This is a genomic window from Methylophilus sp. Leaf408 (assembly GCF_916856905.1).
Classification (GTDB): Bacteria; Pseudomonadota; Gammaproteobacteria; order Burkholderiales; family Methylophilaceae; genus Methylophilus.
On sequence record NZ_CAKASK010000001.1, the window covers coordinates 1,584,120 to 1,600,694 of the forward strand.

At 49.3% G+C, this 16,575-nt stretch carries 14 protein-coding genes; 3 read left to right on the plus strand and 11 right to left on the minus strand.

Annotation, left to right across the window (positions count from 1 at the left end; all coding sequences use genetic code 11):
• Nucleotides 1-3 precede the first annotated feature (3 nt).
• The 3 genes from ileS to murJ all read right to left on the minus strand — a co-directional run bounded on the left by ileS (nt 4) and on the right by murJ (nt 5,372).
• Entirely contained in the window at nt 4-2,862 is a 2,859-nt protein-coding gene (ileS, locus tag LPA26_RS07370) for an isoleucine--tRNA ligase (RefSeq protein WP_229007859.1), read from the minus strand.
• 63 nt (nt 2,863-2,925) lie between these two features.
• Entirely contained in the window at nt 2,926-3,828 is a 903-nt protein-coding gene (locus LPA26_RS07375) for a bifunctional riboflavin kinase/FAD synthetase (RefSeq protein ID WP_229007860.1), read from the minus strand.
• Nucleotides 3,828-5,372 (minus strand): murein biosynthesis integral membrane protein MurJ, encoded by a 1,545-nt coding sequence (murJ, locus tag LPA26_RS07380; RefSeq protein ID WP_229007861.1) that lies wholly within the window; start codon nt 5,370-5,372, stop codon nt 3,828-3,830. Before murJ ends, LPA26_RS07375 begins: the two co-directional genes overlap by 1 nt.
• Before the next feature lie 241 nt (nt 5,373-5,613).
• Here murJ and rpsT point away from each other — a divergent pair, with 241 nt between their 5' ends.
• A complete protein-coding gene (rpsT, locus tag LPA26_RS07385) occupies nt 5,614-6,015 on the plus strand; it encodes a 30S ribosomal protein S20 (protein ID WP_082487973.1) in 402 nt (133 codons plus the stop codon).
• Nucleotides 6,016-6,452: 437 nt separating this feature from the next.
• On the opposite strand, the gene LPA26_RS07390 is transcribed toward rpsT, so the two are convergent.
• From LPA26_RS07390 to LPA26_RS07420, 7 genes are all read right to left on the minus strand, one after another.
• Complete coding sequence (locus LPA26_RS07390) at nt 6,453-7,646, minus strand: 5-(carboxyamino)imidazole ribonucleotide synthase (protein ID WP_229007862.1); 1,194 nt, start codon at nt 7,644-7,646, stop codon at nt 6,453-6,455.
• A gap of 92 nt (nt 7,647-7,738) precedes the next feature.
• Complete coding sequence (gene purE / locus LPA26_RS07395; RefSeq protein ID WP_229007863.1) at nt 7,739-8,233, minus strand: 5-(carboxyamino)imidazole ribonucleotide mutase; 495 nt, start codon at nt 8,231-8,233, stop codon at nt 7,739-7,741.
• Between the two features lie 89 nt (nt 8,234-8,322).
• Entirely contained in the window at nt 8,323-9,444 is a 1,122-nt protein-coding gene (gene proB, locus LPA26_RS07400; RefSeq protein ID WP_229007864.1) for a glutamate 5-kinase, read from the minus strand.
• A gap of 23 nt (nt 9,445-9,467) precedes the next feature.
• A complete protein-coding gene (gene obgE, locus LPA26_RS07405; protein ID WP_229007865.1) occupies nt 9,468-10,544 on the minus strand; it encodes a GTPase ObgE in 1,077 nt (358 codons plus the stop codon).
• A gap of 218 nt (nt 10,545-10,762) precedes the next feature.
• Nucleotides 10,763-11,020 carry a 50S ribosomal protein L27 gene (gene rpmA, locus LPA26_RS07410; RefSeq protein ID WP_055826688.1) on the minus strand — a complete coding sequence of 86 codons (258 nt, stop codon included), beginning with the start codon at nt 11,018-11,020 and terminating at the stop codon, nt 10,763-10,765.
• Nucleotides 11,021-11,050: 30 nt separating this feature from the next.
• The gene (gene rplU / locus LPA26_RS07415) at nt 11,051-11,362 is read right to left on the minus strand and encodes a 50S ribosomal protein L21 (RefSeq protein ID WP_055826691.1); all 312 of its coding nucleotides are present in this window, start codon (nt 11,360-11,362) and stop codon (nt 11,051-11,053) included.
• A gap of 115 nt (nt 11,363-11,477) precedes the next feature.
• Entirely contained in the window at nt 11,478-11,825 is a 348-nt protein-coding gene (locus tag LPA26_RS07420; protein ID WP_229007866.1) for a hypothetical protein, read from the minus strand.
• A 121-nt stretch (nt 11,826-11,946) separates the two neighbouring features.
• Between LPA26_RS07420 and LPA26_RS07425 the strand changes: the two genes are divergently transcribed.
• Entirely contained in the window at nt 11,947-13,371 is a 1,425-nt protein-coding gene (locus LPA26_RS07425) for a PLP-dependent aminotransferase family protein (RefSeq protein WP_229008344.1), read from the plus strand.
• Between the two features lie 88 nt (nt 13,372-13,459).
• Nucleotides 13,460-14,872: a cytochrome c oxidase accessory protein CcoG gene (gene ccoG / locus LPA26_RS07430; RefSeq protein WP_229007867.1), complete on the plus strand. Its 1,413-nt coding sequence runs from the start codon at nt 13,460-13,462 to the stop codon at nt 14,870-14,872.
• 38 nt (nt 14,873-14,910) lie between these two features.
• Here the strand turns inward: ccoG and LPA26_RS07435 are convergent, their stop codons facing one another.
• Nucleotides 14,911-16,302 carry an exonuclease domain-containing protein gene (locus LPA26_RS07435; protein ID WP_229007868.1) on the minus strand — a complete coding sequence of 464 codons (1,392 nt, stop codon included), beginning with the start codon at nt 16,300-16,302 and terminating at the stop codon, nt 14,911-14,913.
• Nucleotides 16,303-16,575: the final 273 nt, after the last annotated feature.

Here is a 16,575-nt window from a genome sequence, read left to right on the forward strand (position 1 = left end):
ACATTAAGCATACTTGCGTGCTTCACCACTACCAAACAGGTTGCTGACGCAACGGCCACAAATGCTTGGGTGCGCGGCATCGCTGCCTACATCGGCACGGTAATGCCAGCAACGGTCGCATTTCTGATATACGCTTGGCTTCACCAGAATTTTCTGCGCCACCGCATCAGCTACTTTATAAGTAGTCGCCGCAGAAGTGATTGTAACAAAGCGTAAATCATCTTGCAGGCTGCTCAGCGCTTCAAATGCTTCACCCGCCACGTGAAATTCAAGCTCTGCTTGCAGCGACGAACCAACCTTGCCTTCACCACGCAAAAGCTCGATTTCCTTGGCAGCCTGGCTGCGCAAATCAATCATGATCTGCCAGTATTGTAATTGCGTTTCGCTCAAGCCATGCGCAGGCAAGCTATACCACTCTTCTTCAAACACGGTCGCTACTTCATCCAGCCTCAACGTCTGCCAGATTTCATCCGCAGTAAAGCTCAGGATAGGAGCCATCAAACGCATCAAAGCGTGAGTGATGTGATACAGCGCACTCTGCGCGGCACGGCGTGCATGCGAAGTTTCGCCACTGGTATATAGACGGTCTTTCAGGATATCCAGGTAGAAACCACCTAGATCCTCGGAGCAGAAACCAACGAACTTCTGTACCGCCAGGTGGAATTCGTATTTATCGTAATCCGCAAGGATACCTGCCTGCAATTGCTGTGTCAGGTGCAAGGCATAACGATCGATTTCCAGCCACTGCTCTACTGGCAACAAGTCTTTACTGGCATCAAAATCCGCCAGGTTAGAAAGCAGGAAGCGCAAGGTATTGCGGATACGGCGATAACCGTCAGCTACCCGTTTCAGGATTTCATCACTGATGGTCAGCTCACCGGAGTAATCGGTAGAAGCTACCCATAAGCGCAGGATATCCGCGCCGTAAGTGTCCATTACTTTTTGCGGTGCGACCACATTGCCTTTGGATTTGCTCATTTTATGACCGGCACCATCCACCACAAAACCGTGTGTAAGCAAGGCGTTATAAGGTGCATGGCCGTCAATCGCACAACCGGTCAACAAACTCGACTGAAACCAGCCTCTATGCTGGTCAGAGCCTTCCAGGTATAAATCTGCCACTGGCTTGCCTGCTGCTGCTCGCGCTTGTGCTTCAACCGCCAATGACGGATGTTGTGAAGAACGGATAACTGCGTAATGCGTAGCGCCGGAGTCAAACCAGACATCCAGGGTGTCGGTGACTTTTTTGTATTGCTCGGCATTTTGCGGCGCATACTGATTGAGGAAAGCATTACCATCCAGGCTAAACCAGGCTTCCACACCTTGTTGCTCAACCTGTTTGCAAACAGTCTCCAGCAAATTCAATGTGTCAGGGTGCGGTGCGCCGGTTTCTTTATGTACAAAGAAAGGCATAGGCACGCCCCAGTTACGCTGACGCGACACGCACCAATCCGGACGATTCTTAATCATCGCTTCCAGACGAGCACGGCCCCAGCTAGGGAAAAACTCGGTAGCGTCCACTGCAGTATTCGCTTGCTCACGCAAAGGTTTGCCATCTGTACCAACAGAGTTCATGCCGATAAACCATTGATGTGTCGCTAATTGCATCAATGGCGTTTTATGGCGCCAGCAATGCGGAAAGCTATGGTTCAGGCGTGCAGAGGCAAACAGCACACCGTTTTCTTGTAGCTTTGCCAGAATAATCTTGTTTGCTTCCTGACGGCTTAAGCCACGGATTTCGGCAAATTCAACCAGTTCGCTGGTAAAAAACTTGCCATCTCCACCAATCAGCACGCGCGGTTTTTCATTCGGGAAATTGGCGCGCATTACCAGCCAGTCATCGTTACCGTGTGCTGCAGCCGTATGCACCAGGCCGGTACCGGCTTCAGTCGTGACGTGGTCGCCGGTAATCACCGGCACCTGACGGTTATCGAACGGATGTTGCAATATTAATCCACGCAAGGCTTCGCCTTTGGCGCTGGCAAGCACAGCAGTGTTTTCTTCGGTATACCGCGCCAGCGTTTTTTCAGCCAGCTCGCGTGCAAGGATCAACAAGCCTTTGCTGGTTTGAATCAGGTCATAATCCAGCTCGGCATTCACGCTCACCGCCTGGTTAGCAGGCAGTGTCCATGGCGTCGTGGTCCAGATCACCGCGTAAGCATCACCAGTTACATTAGCCCCAAACGCTTTACCCAGCGCCGCGTTATCTGCGACTTTAAAACCGACATCGATCGCTGGGGAGTTCACATCCTCGTACTCAACTTCGGCTTCAGCCAAGGCTGAACCGCAGTCAACACACCAGTGCACCGGCTTGCTACCTTGATACAGGTAACCGTTTTTATAGATATCGCCCAAAGCACGCATGATGTCAGCTTCGGTATCAAAGGCCATGGTCAGGTAGGGATGATCCCAATCACCAAACACGCCCAGGCGTATAAAGTCTTTTTTCTGTTTCTCTACCTGTTCGGCAGCATAGGCGCGGCATAATTCACGGAATTTGGCCGGAGCTATATTTTTGCCGTGGGCTTTTTCAACCACCAGCTCAATCGGCAGACCGTGGCAATCCCATCCCGGCACATAAGGCGCGTCATAACCAGACATGGTTTTGGATTTGATAATGATATCTTTGAGGATTTTATTTACTGCATGACCAATGTGAATGTCACCGTTGGCATACGGCGGACCATCATGCAAAATGAATTTTTTAGCGCCCTGGCGTTTGGTGCGAATGCGCTCATACACTTTTCGCTGCTGCCAGCCAGCCAGCCAGGCCGGTTCACGCTTGGCTAAATCGCCACGCATGGGGAAGCTGGTCTCAGGTAAATTCAGTTTGTATTTAGAATCTTTATTTTGGTCAGTCATTTAAAAAATCTCAACATTGCATGCCCTGCATTTTCATAAGGCATGACACACTATTTCTTTTAACTATTTCACGGCACCGGACTGGAAGTATTGTTTAGCATGCACAACGTCGGCTGCAATCTGTGCTGTCAGTGCGTCCAAACCGGCAAATTTCATCTCATCACGCAATTTGTGCAAAAACTCCACATGCACATGCTGATCATATAAATCACCATTAAAATCAAACACATGCACTTCCAATTTGAGTTTAGGGATACCTTCAATGGTGGGTCGCACGCCCAGATTGGCAACTGCCGGTAAATTGTTCAATTTTACCGCATAAACCCCGGTGAGTGCAGGCCGTTCGTGGCGCATATGCACGTTGGCCGTGGGGAAGCCAAGCTGCCTGCCTAATTTTGCTCCATGCACCACCTTGCCGCTGATGCTGTAAGTGCGCCCTAGCAAAGTATGTGCTTTTGCAAAATCGCCTGCTGCCAGTGCGTTACGCACCAGGGTGCTGGACACCCGTTCACCGTCAAATTGCACTTCCGGCAAGGGAATAACGTTGAACCCATGTTCAATCAAGGTTTGTACAGTACCTGCCCGTTTGGCACCAAAACAGAAATCTTCACCCACCATGACCACATTGGCATTAAGCTGCTGCTGCAATGTCTGCATGAACGTGGCCGGGGTCTGGGCAGCAAAACCATGGCTAAAGCGTTGCACATAGACACGCTGCACACCAAACTCGGCAAAATACTCCAGCTTTTCCCGCATGGAGGCCAGCCGTGCAGGCGCATTTTGCGGCACAAAAAATTCGCGTGGATGAGGTTCAAACGTCATCACTGCCGGCACTATTTTATAGGTGTGGGCATAGGCAATTAACTGGCGCAGCAAGGCCTGATGGCCTAAATGAATGCCATCGAAATTGCCTATGGCAATAGCTTGTGGTGTAGAAGCAAGCGGAATATGGCGGAAAATCTGCATTATTTAGCCACCCTCTTCGTAAAGTCTCGGGGACGGAAGCCCAGTAATCCCAACATGGCAAAGTAAATCAACATGCCCATCACCACCACACCCGCCAGATGTAACAATCTATCCAGGGTTGGCATCGCCAGCCAGTCGCCAGCCCCGGTGGCTACCAGATGTAAAGCCACGGCCATGACCGTCACGGCCAGTAATAATTTAGCAAGAAACAAAACCCAGCCTTTATTCGGCACGAAAGCACCCGACTTTTGCAAATTCACCCAGAGTAAAGTTGCGTTTAAACAGGCGCCCAGCCCTACAGCCAATGCCAATCCGGCATGCCGCAATGGTGTGAAATACAGAAACAGGACATTAAAGATCTGTGTCATTACTAATGTAAAAATAGCAATTTTCACTGGCGTTTTAACATTTTGCCGTGCATAAAACCCAGGCGCTAACACTTTCACCATAATCAATCCCAGCAAACTCAAACTATAGGCAATTAAGGCACGCTCGGTTTGAGCAACGTCAACTGCAGTAAATTTACCGTAATAGAACAAGCTGGCGACCAGCGGCTTGGAAAGCACCGCCATGGCAACGGCGGCCGGAATCGCGAGCATAAATGTCAGGCGCAGGCCCCAATCCAGCAATTGTGAAAATTCCGCCGAAGACTTGTCCACATGCGCCTTGGATAAGCTGGGTAATAAAATAGTGCCCAGTGCAACGCCCAGCACACCGGTAGGAAACTCCATCAACCGATCCGCGTAATAGAGCCACGACACACTGCCGGTTGGCATAAATGAAGCAAATACGTTATTCAGCACAATCGAAATTTGCGCAACAGACACGCCAAAAATGGCTGGCCCCATTAACTTAAGAATACGCCGCACACCTTCATCCTGGATATTCAGCGCATAGCGCGGCAACATGCCGATTTTTTGCAAAGAAGGTAATTGGTAAAGTAACTGAATGATGCCGCCGACAAACACTGCCCAGGCCAGCACGTAAACTGAATTATTAAAATGTGGGGCCACAAATAAAGCCGCCGTTATAAAACTGAGGTTAAGCCACACCGGCGTAAAGGCAGGCACCTGGAATTTGCTGTGTGCATTGAGCACACCACCGGCCATAGATACCAGCGAAATAAACAGAATATAGGGAAAGGTAATGCGCAATAAATCGGTGGTTAGCGCAAACTTGGCCGGATCACCGACAAACCCTGGCGAAGTCAGTCGCACAATTAAAGGTGCCGCCAGCATACCAACGATAGTAATGCCGACCAGAAACAGTCCCAGCAAACTGGAGACATGGTTGATCAGAGCCTTGGTCGCTTCCGGCGTACGTTGTTTGCGGTACTCGGACAGAATAGGCACGAATGCCTGGCTAAAAGCGCCCTCGCCGGAAATGCGGCGTAACAGATTGGGGATTTTAAATGCCACAAAAAAAGCATCAGTCGCCATGCCTGCGCCAAAAATACGGGCAATCAGCGTATCGCGGACAAACCCCAGCAGGCGCGAGATAAACGTCATGCCACCGACAGTGGCCAAAGCTTTAAGCAAGTTCATATGGGGTATTCAGGTTTCCGGCAGTCTGGTAAAAAATGCTAGGTGCGGGCAGTATTTGCTTTATTATTCCGCCTGCAATTTTCAATCTTTTAGAACAATTGTTCTTGAGTCGGGCGATTTTACCACGCGACTATTTCGAATCCGCAGAAATATGATTTTCGCCTTGCAAAAACCGAGCAAAAACAGTATTATGCACGGTTTCGTATTACACCCCTTTTGAAAAGTTACAGGATAAACGAATATGGCAAATACCGCACAAGCACGCAAACGCGCGCGCCAATCCGTAAAAGTGAACGCGCACAACGCTGCGTTACGTTCAACTTTACGTACTGCGATCAAAAAAGTAATTAAAGCAATTCAAACTGGTGACAAAGCTGCTGCAGTTGCGTCTTACCAGGAAAACGTGAGCGTGATTGACCGTATCGCTGACAAAAAAATTATTCACAAAAACAAAGCTGCTCGTCACAAAAGCCGTTTGACAGCTGCGATCAAAGCATTGTCAGGTGACGCACCTGCAACTTTGACTTCTGTGAAAAAAGCAGTTGCTCCTAAAGCAGCTCCGAAAAAAGCTGCTGCTAAAGCCGAAGCCGCGCCAGCCAAAAAAGCTGCCGCCAAGCCTCGCGCGAAAAAAGCTGCTGAATAATTTCAGTAGGGGTGCTTACTTAAAAAGCCAGACATATGTCTGGCTTTTTTATTGCCTAAGGCTGGTTAACTCCTGAGGCTGATATGAATATGCTGAAGAATGCTTACTATCGAAGGATCAGCCCAGCCTCTTGGCAAGAAAACCAGGTTATCAAGCCGTTCAAATTCTAAAGCTGTGGATTTTATATATTCAAGAATATAAGTATAACGCTCATCACTGGCACTATTAAGTTCAATAGCAATTATTGAACTTCCTCCGACATAACCCAAGCCCGCGTATTCAGTACAATCAACTATATCCTCTTTGGCGTATATCGACTCGTGTCAGAACTTCAGAATTAAAGAGCTTCAACTTTAAAAGACTCCATCCCTGCTTGAACAAATACAAATAAAAAAATCTCGGCTTTTCAGCCGAGATTTATAAATAACTCTTAAGTACTACTCACCTATATGCAATTCACTGCGCGCCACCTTGGCTGTATTTAATACTGCCTGCGCATCATTGCCAATCACGGTGAAATGGCCCATCTTTCGGCTTTTGCGCGGCTCATGTTTGCCATATAAATGCATCTTGAGATTACCGTGTGCAAAAGCTTTGTCCCAGGCCGGCTCTTTCTGTTTCCCACTATACAGCCAGCTATCGCCAAGGATATTCACCATCACGGCATTGCTGTGCAAGCCTGGATTGCCTAACGCCTGGCCAGTAATGACACGCACCTGCTGTTCAAACTGGTTGGTAATACAGGCATCCAGCGTGTAATGGCCGGAATTATGTGGTCGCGGCGCAATTTCGTTAATCAGCAACTGGTTACCGACAACAAAAAACTCCACGCCTAGCACGCCGACATAATTGAGCCTGGCTGCCAGTTTTTTTGCCAGTTCCTGTGCATTGGCCTTGATCACCTCAGAACAACGCGCCGGGGCGATGCTGATATCCAGGATGCCATTCAAATGGCTGTTTTCGGCGGTTGGAAAAGCTGCAATATTGCCATGCACATCACGCGCCAACACTACTGACACTTCAAGGTCGAGCGCCAGCATTTTTTCCAGCACACAGACTTCCTGCTTGAAATTCTGGAATGCTGCTTTGGCTTCAGCCTGGTTAGCCACCCTCGCCTGGCCTTTGCCATCGTAGCCAAAACGCGCCACTTTAAGTACCGCTGGATACATGTCGCCATCTTCCGGCAGGTCGCTTTCACGAGTGACTGCGACAAATGGACCAATAGGCAAACCAGCTTCTTTGAAAAAAGTTTTTTCCTTAATTCTGTGCTGGGCAATCGCTACGGCGTCGGCGCTTGGATGAACGATGGTCGATGTTGCCAGCGTAGCCAGTGTTTCAGCTGGCACGTTTTCAAATTCGGTCGAAATCGCCGCGCAGGTTTCAGCCATGGTTTTCAGCGCTGCTGCGTCATCATAAGCTGCACATAAATGCACATCAGCAATCATGCCTGCCGGGCTATTTTTGTCCGGGTCGAGCACCGTGACTTTGTAGCCCATTTCGTGCGCTGCAATCACAAAAAAACGACCAAGCTGGCCGCCGCCTAACATGCCCAACATGGCGGCTGGCTGAATCACGCTGGATTCATTTGAAGGATGTAAACTTTGATTTTGAATATTTGCTCGCGAACTCATCAACAATCCCCATCACGCCCTGACAGAATTACCTTGTACGGTTATTCTAATGATGTGTAACGCTAAGCCAGGGTATGTTTATTGAATAAAAATTAAGGCTGCTCAGGCAAGGCCATGGCATGCACTTTTTCAGCCTGCTTCTGGCGAAACTCTGCCAGTTTTTGTGCCAAAGCTGCATCCTGGTTGGCCAATACCGAGACTGCAAACAGACCGGCATTCGCCGCGCCTGCATCGCCAATCGCGAATGTAGCCACCGGAATACCTTTAGGCATTTGCACGATAGATAGCAGTGAATCCTGACCTTGCAAATGTTTGGATGGGACCGGCACACCCAGTACCGGCAATGTGGTTTTCGCCGCCACCATGCCAGGCAGATGCGCAGCCCCGCCAGCACCTGCGATAATCACTTGAAAACCTTTTGTCGCCGCTGACTCGGCAAACTCGAACATCAGGTCCGGCGTCCGGTGTGCGGATACCACGCGGGCTTCATAAGCCACGCCAAAATCTGCCAGCATTTGCGCGGCATTTCTCATCACCGGCCAATCGCTGTCAGATCCCATAATGATGGCTACCAGAGGTTTACTCATATCACACAACCTTTTTAGTTAACTTTATTCAGTGCAAAACGTGTTTTGATAAAACTTAAATCACCATGCAAGTGCATGAGTGGCTTGTTTTATAACACCACAAGGTTATCCCTGTGTATCAGTTCTTTTTCTTCTACATAGCCAAGTATGTTTTTAATCTCGCTACTCGGTTTGCGCATGATGCGACGGACTTCGCTGGCATGGTAATTCACAATGCCGCGCGCCCATTCTTTACCTTCGGCATCGACACAGGCCACTACATCGCCACGCTCAAACTGGCCAATCACCTCGACTACCCCTATCGGCAGCAGGCTTTTGCCATCCTTGCATAATACATTTACTGCACCTGCATCAAGCACCAGTTTTCCACCCAGACGTAAATGATCTGCCAGCCATTGTTTCTTGGCGATGATTTTCATTTTGCCTGCTTGCAGGTGGGTACCGATCGCTTCGCCCTGGCTTAATCGTACCAGCACTTGCGGCTCACGGCCGGATGCAATCACCGTATGCGCGCCACTATTGGCGGCACGTTTGGCAGCCAGTATTTTAGTGAGCATACCGCCGGTGCCGACCGCGCTGCCAGCACCACCAGCCATGGTTTCCAAAGCCGGGTTACCTGCCATTTCGGAATGCACAAATACGGCATTGGGGTCTTTGCGGGGATCAGCAGAATAAAGACCTTGCTGGTCGGTGAGTATAATCAGTGCATCGGCTTCAATCAGGTTAGCGACCAGCGCACCCAGCGTGTCATTATCACCAAAACGGATTTCTTCAGTGACCACCGTATCATTTTCATTAATGATGGGAATCACGTTCAAATCAAGCAAGGTGCGCAAGGTAGTGCGCGCATTGAGATAGCGCTTGCGGTCGGCCAGATCGTCATGGGTCAGTAGTAATTGGGCAGTGTGCAAGCCGTGTTGTGCAAAGCATTGCTCGTACATTTGCACCAGCCCCATCTGCCCTACTGCCGCAGCAGCTTGCAACTCGTTGATTTCCACAGGACGTTTTTTCCAGCCCAGGCGCTGCATGCCTTCAGCCACGGCGCCACTGGATACCAGTACCACATGCTTGCCCTGCTTAACCAAGGCACTGATTTGCTCGGCCCAGGCAGCAATCGCAGCCCTGTCCAGGCCTTGGCCATTATTGGTGACCAGGCTGGACCCGACCTTCACAATCAGGGTTTTACTATCTTGAATAAGGGAGACACCCATACCGATTTTTTATTATCTGTTATTTATTCAATCACTTGTGGTGCTTGAGCCACCGGTGCTGCTTGCTGTTGGTCAGCTTCAGCATGACGCTGCACGCGCGCCTGGTCGATATGATCCATGATGGCATACGTCAGTTCTTTACAGCCAATACCACTGATCGCAGAAATAGCGAACACGGGACCATCCCAGCCATAAGCTTTGACAAAGTCTGCGACCTTCTCGGCGCTGTCAGGCAGCATGTCGATTTTATTCAACACCAGCCAGCGAGGTTTGTCATATAACTCTTGATCGTATTTCTTTAACTCGTTAACGATGGCTTTAGCTTCTTTCACTGGATCGACCATTTCATCAAACGGCGCGATGTCGACCAGATGTAGTAATAAAGAAGTACGTTGCAGATGGCGCAAGAATTGATGGCCCAAACCAGCACCTTCAGCGGCACCTTCAATCAGGCCTGGTACATCAGCGATGACGAAACTGCGATTGCTATCGACACGCACAACGCCAAGATTGGGGTGCAGCGTGGTAAACGGGTAATCGGCGACTTTTGGTTTAGCAGCTGATACCGAGCGTATAAATGTAGATTTGCCCGCATTTGGCATACCCAGCAAACCGACATCTGCCAGCACTTTCAACTCCAGATACAGCTCGAAAGCTTCACCCGGATCGCCTTTGGTACATTGGCGAGGTGCACGGTTGGTACTGGTTTTAAAGTGAATATTGCCCAGGCCACCTTTACCGCCACTGGCGATCATAACCTGCTGGCCGTCGACATTGAGGTCAACCATGGTATTGCCGGTCGCTTTGTCGCTGATAGTGGTTCCTACAGGCACACGCAGCACCATATCATCGCCACCCTTGCCGTAGCAATCTGATCCGCTACCGTTCTCACCGCGCTGGGCTTTGAAAGTTCGGGTATAGCGATAATCCACCAGAGTATTGATATTGCGGTCTGCGAGCACGAATACCGAACCGCCCTTGCCACCATCACCACCATTGGGGCCGCCCATAGGCTCGTATTTTTCACGGCGGAATGTGGCTACGCCATTACCGCCGTCACCGGCGTAAACTTTGATAGTAGCTTCGTCAATAAACTTCATGATCAATTTGCCTTTTAAGCGCATTGTTGCGTTACACGGTACTCAATATCCTTGTGTACTTTGTACATTCCGGTTTTTGCGTGCCGTGTGCCTTGCACTGCATCTTAAAATTTCAAATTGCCTGTGCTTGTTAACAGGCAATTATACAAGGCTACAATCTGATAACTATAAAGTAAAAAGCCCCGTCAAGCGACAGGGCTTTTTACATGAATCTGCGATTAAACCGCTTCGATGCTCACTGTATGACGCTTTAACGCGCCTTTGATAGCAAATTTAACTTTGCCTTCAACCAGTGCATACAGCGTGTGGTCTTTACCCATGCCAACGTTTTCGCCAGCATGCATTTTTGTACCACGTTGACGCACGATAATGCTACCGGCGTTAACTACTGTTTCACCAAAAGCTTTTACGCCCAGGCGTTTGGCTTGTGAGTCGCGGCCGTTACGTGAACTACCGCCTGCTTTTTTGTGTGCCATGTTTGATTCCTTACTCTAGCAATCTGCCGATTAAGCAGAAATAGTATCGATTTGAATTTCAGTATAGCTCTGACGATGACCTTGAGTCTTGCGATAGTGCTTACGACGACGCATTTTAAAGATCATCACTTTGTCACCACGGCCATGTGATACCACTGTGGCATTCACTGTAGCGCCGGCTATCAAAGGTGCACCAACCGTAGTCGTTTCGCCGTTTGCAATCAACAATACTTTGTCGATCACAACAGTAGAACCCACGTCGCCAACCAATTTTTCAACTTTTAATTTTTCACCAGCGGTAACTTTGTACTGTTTGCCACCTGTTTTAATCACTGCGTACATAAAAATGCCTTAAACGTCGCCTTTTAAAGAACCCGCAATTATACGCAATTAATTCAAGAATGCAAATACATTTGCGTATATTCAACAGCGAATGCGGGTGGTGAATGGATGAGTGTCAAGCCAGCAGCGATTTAATTGCCGGTGCCGCTCGCCAAGGCTTGATTATACCGTGTGTATAGAACGCGTACACACTTAATATGGCGTTGAGAAAACCATCAGCCAATAAAGCAAAAACACCTGCTGGCGCGCGATAGTCATTAATGCGATACAGCGGCGGCATTTCAATATTATTCAATGAGCTTAATGGCTGGAAATGCACAGAGGCAACCTCCTGATCGCCCAGCATGACTTTGACATTGAACATATCTGTAATCGATAACTGCAAGGATTGCCCGTCGCTAAGCCAGAGCAGGTAATGTCTTTTGTTCAAGCGTTCAATATGACTGATGATTAGCTGGGGCATGAGGAAATATCTCAATCTGCAAAAAGCAGCATCCTAAACATAATGACACTTGCCAAACAGCTTCAGTTTGGATTTAATTTACCATATCAGTTGCCCGGCAACGATGTCGCAAGGTCACTACGTGAAAAAATACGAAATCATTGCCGAAGAAATTGCCAGCACCATCCAGCAAGGGTTACTCAATCGTGGCGACAAATTGCCTTCGATACGCCAGATTCAGGCCCTGAAACAGGTGAATGCCTCCACCGTGTTCCAGGCATATTATTTACTGGAAGCGCGTGGCCTGCTGGTCACGCGGCCACGTTCGGGCTATTACGTGGCCGGGCCATTGCGTAGCGAACGGTCACTCGCACCAGCAAGCCCTGCGCAAACCGGCCTGCCGACCATTTTGCAAATCAGCGATCTGGTCTTTACTGTTCTGGATCGCATTAAAGACCCTCAGCACGTGCCGTTCGGCTCGGCGTTTCCCAGTCCATTGCATTTTCCCCTTTCAAAACTGGCTGACCATATGGTGGCCTCTGTTCGCCGCATGCAACCGTCTGATACGGTAAGTGATATCGGGCAAGGCGATTTTGAGTTGCGACGCCAGATTGCATTGCGTTACCAGTTGGATGGCACGCAAACTGATGCAACAGATATCGTCGTGACAAACGGCGCACTTGAAGCGCTCAATCTGAGCCTGGCCGCCGTAACCCAGCCTGGTGACAGCGTGATCATAGAGTCACCGAGCTTTTATGCTGCCTTGCAGGCAATTGAAAGAATGGGGCTAAAGGCGATTGAAGTACCTAGCCATCCCGAGCATGGTATTGATCTAGCTGCACTGGAACTGGCCATTACTCAACACCAGCCCAAAGCCTGCTGGCTGATGACCAATTTTCAAAACCCTACCGGTAGCCTGATGCCGGAAGATAAAAAGCAGGCACTCGTTGCTTTAGTGACACGACACCGATTGCCGCTGATCGAAGATGACGTCTATCGCGAATTGTATTTTGGCAAGCAGCGTCCGCTACCAGCCAAGGCTTGGGATACGGAGGGCTGGGTCATGCATTGCAGCTCTTTTTCCAAATCGCTGGCGCCGGGTTACCGCGTCGGCTGGGTCTCGGCGGGGCGGTTTACTGACAAGATCACGCGCTTGAAAATTTCTACAACCCTTGCCACGTCCATCCCGGCCCAGCATGCACTGGCAAGTTATCTGGCGAAAGGAGGTTATGATAAATACCTGCGCCAGCTCAGACACCAGCTCATGTTGCAGCAACTGCAGTTTTCACAGGCCATTCATCAGCACTTTCCCGAGCAGGTACGCTTTAACCAGCCACAAGGAGGCTATTTTTTCTGGATGCAACTGCCAGAACAGTGCGATAGCTTGCAGCTTTTTCAGCAGGCGATCACCCAAAATATCAGTCTTGCACCTGGGCATATGTTTTCGTCGCAACAACAATACGCCAACTTTATCCGCCTCAATTATGGGCATCCATTAAATCCAGCGGGCCTGCAAGCTATCCAGACACTGGGCAAGCTCATTTTAAAAACACTCACACCAAACTGATATGGTTTTTTAATTAAAAACTGAATCTGTTTTAGTTTTTGCAAACAGCCTATAGTGCGCTCGTCTCCAGTCGTTTTCGAGTGTCATCATGCAAGCCTCTCGTAGCAAAACCGTGATTCCCATTGTGGCCGCCCCGGTCACGGAAAAAACCATTTCCTTGTATCAGAAAACCGCGAAGATTTATCCGCGAACGGTCAACGGCTATTTCAAAAACTGGCGCTGGCTGATGATCTGGCTCACGCAAATCGTTTTTTATGGTTTGCCCTGGCTGCAATATGGCGAACGCCAGGCGTTTTTAATGGATATCAACGCGCAGCGGTTTTACCTGTTTGGGATGGTGATTTTTCCACAGGATCTGTTTTACCTGGCACTGCTATTAATCGTGTGCGCGCTAGGTTTGTTTTTGTTTACGGCTGTCGCCGGTCGTTTGTGGTGTGGTTTCTCCTGCCCGCAATCGGTGTATACAGAAATATTCTTATGGATGGAACGCCGCATCGAAGGTGACCGCATGGCGCGGCAGAAGCTGGATGCGCAGCCCTGGGGATTAAGAAAAACAGCTATTAAATTTAGCAAGCATGGTGTCTGGCTCGGTTTTGCGATGGTGACAGGGATATCGTTTGTCGGTTACTTCACGCCTATTCGCGAACTGACACCGGCATTGCTGAATTTTCAGCTGAGTGGCTGGGAATGGTTCTGGTTTGGTTTTTACAGTGTTGCAACTTATGGCAATGCCGGCTTTCTGCGCGAGCAGGTGTGCAAACATATGTGCCCCTATGCGCGCTTCCAGAGTGCCATGTTTGATAATCACACGCTGATTGTGGCTTACGACAGCGAACGTGGCGAACCACGTGGCGGCCGCAGCAAAGGGCAGGATTTCAAGGCCGAGGGCCTGGGCTCTTGCATAGATTGCAACATCTGCGTGCAGGTATGTCCGGTGGGGATTGATATCCGCCAGGGCTTGCAATATGAATGCATCAGCTGCGGCCTGTGCATTGATGCCTGCGATGAGGTGATGGATAAAATGCAATACCCGCGCGGCTTGATCCGATTTTCTGCAGGCGGCAATACCAGCGAACATGGTTTATTAAGCCATATGTTACGCCCGCGTGTGCTGATTTATAGCGCACTGTTTGCGCTGATATTTGGCTGGATGGCGTACAGCATGTTGCATAAACCAAACTTCAAGGTCGACATCATGCGGGACCGTAACATCATGTACCGGGAAACCAGCCAGGGTGTAGAAAACCTTTATCAGTTACACCTGATCAATGCCACCGAGCAAGCACAGCACTACCGTATTCGTGCCAAAGGGCTGCCTGAAATCAAGGTAGAAAGTGAACAGTCACTCACTGTTAACGCTACCAAGGAAGCATTAATACCGCTGAGCCTGGCCATCCCCCATTCAGAAAGAGCGGGAAGCCAGCGCATTACGATTGAAGTCACTGCGCAGCCTTCTGGCGAGACGGTATCGACCGACAGCACCTTTTATATACCACGTTAATTGACTACCCCTTCACCCGCGCAAGCCGGACTGCCGTGTTAAAGCGGCAGGTTCAGCACGCGGGTCTTTTTTTGCGCAAATACTTTATTCAGCAGTTTATAAGTATCCAGGTCGAATTTAAGCTTAGTGATTTGTGTGCTTAATCCTTGCAGGCTTTCATCGCTATCAGCCACTCCCAGGTATACCCAATGCTCGAACACATGAATCTGCCTTATATCGTTTTCCAGACTGTACTCCTCAATACCAATTTTGCCTGCGAAAGGCCAGGCCTTGAGTTTGTGGGCGATTAACGCCTGTTGCAGTCGCAAGCCGTGTATCTCGGTTGATTCATGACCGCAACAGGCGCCTTTGCAGTGTTTCAACTGATACGCCAGACAAGCGCCGCTGCTGTCGCTTTCCAGCCCTAATGTTTTCAGGCATAAGCGATTTTGCTGGGCAATTTTACGCAAGGCTTCAGTTGCCTGGTGACGGCTTTTAAACGTGCCGAACATGCGATTCAACTGGCTGGAGTCAATATCCTCCTCATCAACAAGCCTGATCATTGGTTGCGCAGACGAATCCAGTAACCAGCTGCAAAGTTGGCGCTCACGCCGCATCTGACGGTTGTAGACCGGTGCTCGCTCCCTGATCAGGCGTGACTCCAATATTACCGCACTCAATTCTCCGGCGGTGGGTATCCACTCCAAGCGTTTAACCTCCTGCACCAGGCACTTATCCTTACCGGTAGCTCGCTCATTGCTAAAATGAGAGAGTACGCGGGCACGCATATTCGTCCCTTTGCCTATATATAACAGCAAGTCGTTTTCACCATAAAACTGGTACACGCCTGGTGTTTCCGGTAATTCACCAATCAGGTTTGCATCAATATGCGGCGGCAATACAGGCGATGCCATCAGTTTTTGCGCAGCGCTCTGGATGACAGTCTCACCCAATTGCTGCCTCGCATCAGCCAGCATTCTCAGGATGGCTTCGACGTCGCCCATTGCGCGGTGGCGGGCCAGGCCTTCGATTTTATGGCGGGCCACAATCGCATCTATGCCGTGGCTGAAATGTTCCGGATATAACAGACGTGATAGCTTGACCGTGCACAACACTTTTTGCTGAAAGTTGATGCCCATACGCTTGAATTCGGTTTTGAGGAAACCATAATCAAACCTGACATTGTGAGCTGCCAGCACACTGCCTTCCAGAAAAGCCAGCAGCTGTCCTGCCACTTCGGAAAACTCGGGAGCATTTTCAACCATGGCATTGTTGATACCGGTCAATGACTGGATAAATGGGGGAATCGCCATTTGCGGATTGACCAATGTCTGCCAGCGGGCAGTTTCGACCCCATCATCAAAACGCACCAGCGCAATTTCGGTAATGCGGTCTTTTAGCGGGGTGGCGCCTGTGGTTTCGAGATCAAGAAAAGTGATGGACGGCAGCATAATTCCGAGGAGTCAATTCGTGGCACTAAAAGTAATGTGCGCCCATATATTTTATCTTATATATTTTATCTTAATTGATACGCTTATAAGGGGCTTTAAATCTATGACTCAGGCAACGCAGAGCGGTTCTTTGCCGAGATTGACAATAATTTAAGCATGCAACAGCCAATTATACTGAATTACCTTCATAACTACGTAAAACAACTCTAGACAGTGTCAGTAATTGATGCTGTAATATTCGGATTCCATTGATGACAATTTAAAGCTCCATTC

Coding starts and splice junctions, on each gene's coding strand:
- ccoG (WP_229007867.1), top strand. CDS start 13,460: ATGCAAGCCTCTCGTAGCAAAACCGTGATTCCCATTGTGGCCGCCCCG.
- rplU (WP_055826691.1), bottom strand. CDS start 11,362: ATGTACGCAGTGATTAAAACAGGTGGCAAACAGTACAAAGTTACCGCT.
- LPA26_RS07420 (WP_229007866.1), bottom strand. CDS start 11,825: ATGCCCCAGCTAATCATCAGTCATATTGAACGCTTGAACAAAAGACAT.
- murJ (WP_229007861.1), bottom strand. CDS start 5,372: ATGAACTTGCTTAAAGCTTTGGCCACTGTCGGTGGCATGACGTTTATC.
- LPA26_RS07375 (WP_229007860.1), bottom strand. CDS start 3,828: ATGCAGATTTTCCGCCATATTCCGCTTGCTTCTACACCACAAGCTATT.
- obgE (WP_229007865.1), bottom strand. CDS start 10,544: ATGAAGTTTATTGACGAAGCTACTATCAAAGTTTACGCCGGTGACGGC.
- LPA26_RS07435 (WP_229007868.1), bottom strand. CDS start 16,302: ATGCTGCCGTCCATCACTTTTCTTGATCTCGAAACCACAGGCGCCACC.
- LPA26_RS07390 (WP_229007862.1), bottom strand. CDS start 7,646: ATGAGTTCGCGAGCAAATATTCAAAATCAAAGTTTACATCCTTCAAAT.
- proB (WP_229007864.1), bottom strand. CDS start 9,444: ATGGGTGTCTCCCTTATTCAAGATAGTAAAACCCTGATTGTGAAGGTC.
- ileS (WP_229007859.1), bottom strand. CDS start 2,862: ATGACTGACCAAAATAAAGATTCTAAATACAAACTGAATTTACCTGAG.
- rpsT (WP_082487973.1), top strand. CDS start 5,614: ATGGCAAATACCGCACAAGCACGCAAACGCGCGCGCCAATCCGTAAAA.
- purE (WP_229007863.1), bottom strand. CDS start 8,233: ATGAGTAAACCTCTGGTAGCCATCATTATGGGATCTGACAGCGATTGG.
- rpmA (WP_055826688.1), bottom strand. CDS start 11,020: ATGGCACACAAAAAAGCAGGCGGTAGTTCACGTAACGGCCGCGACTCA.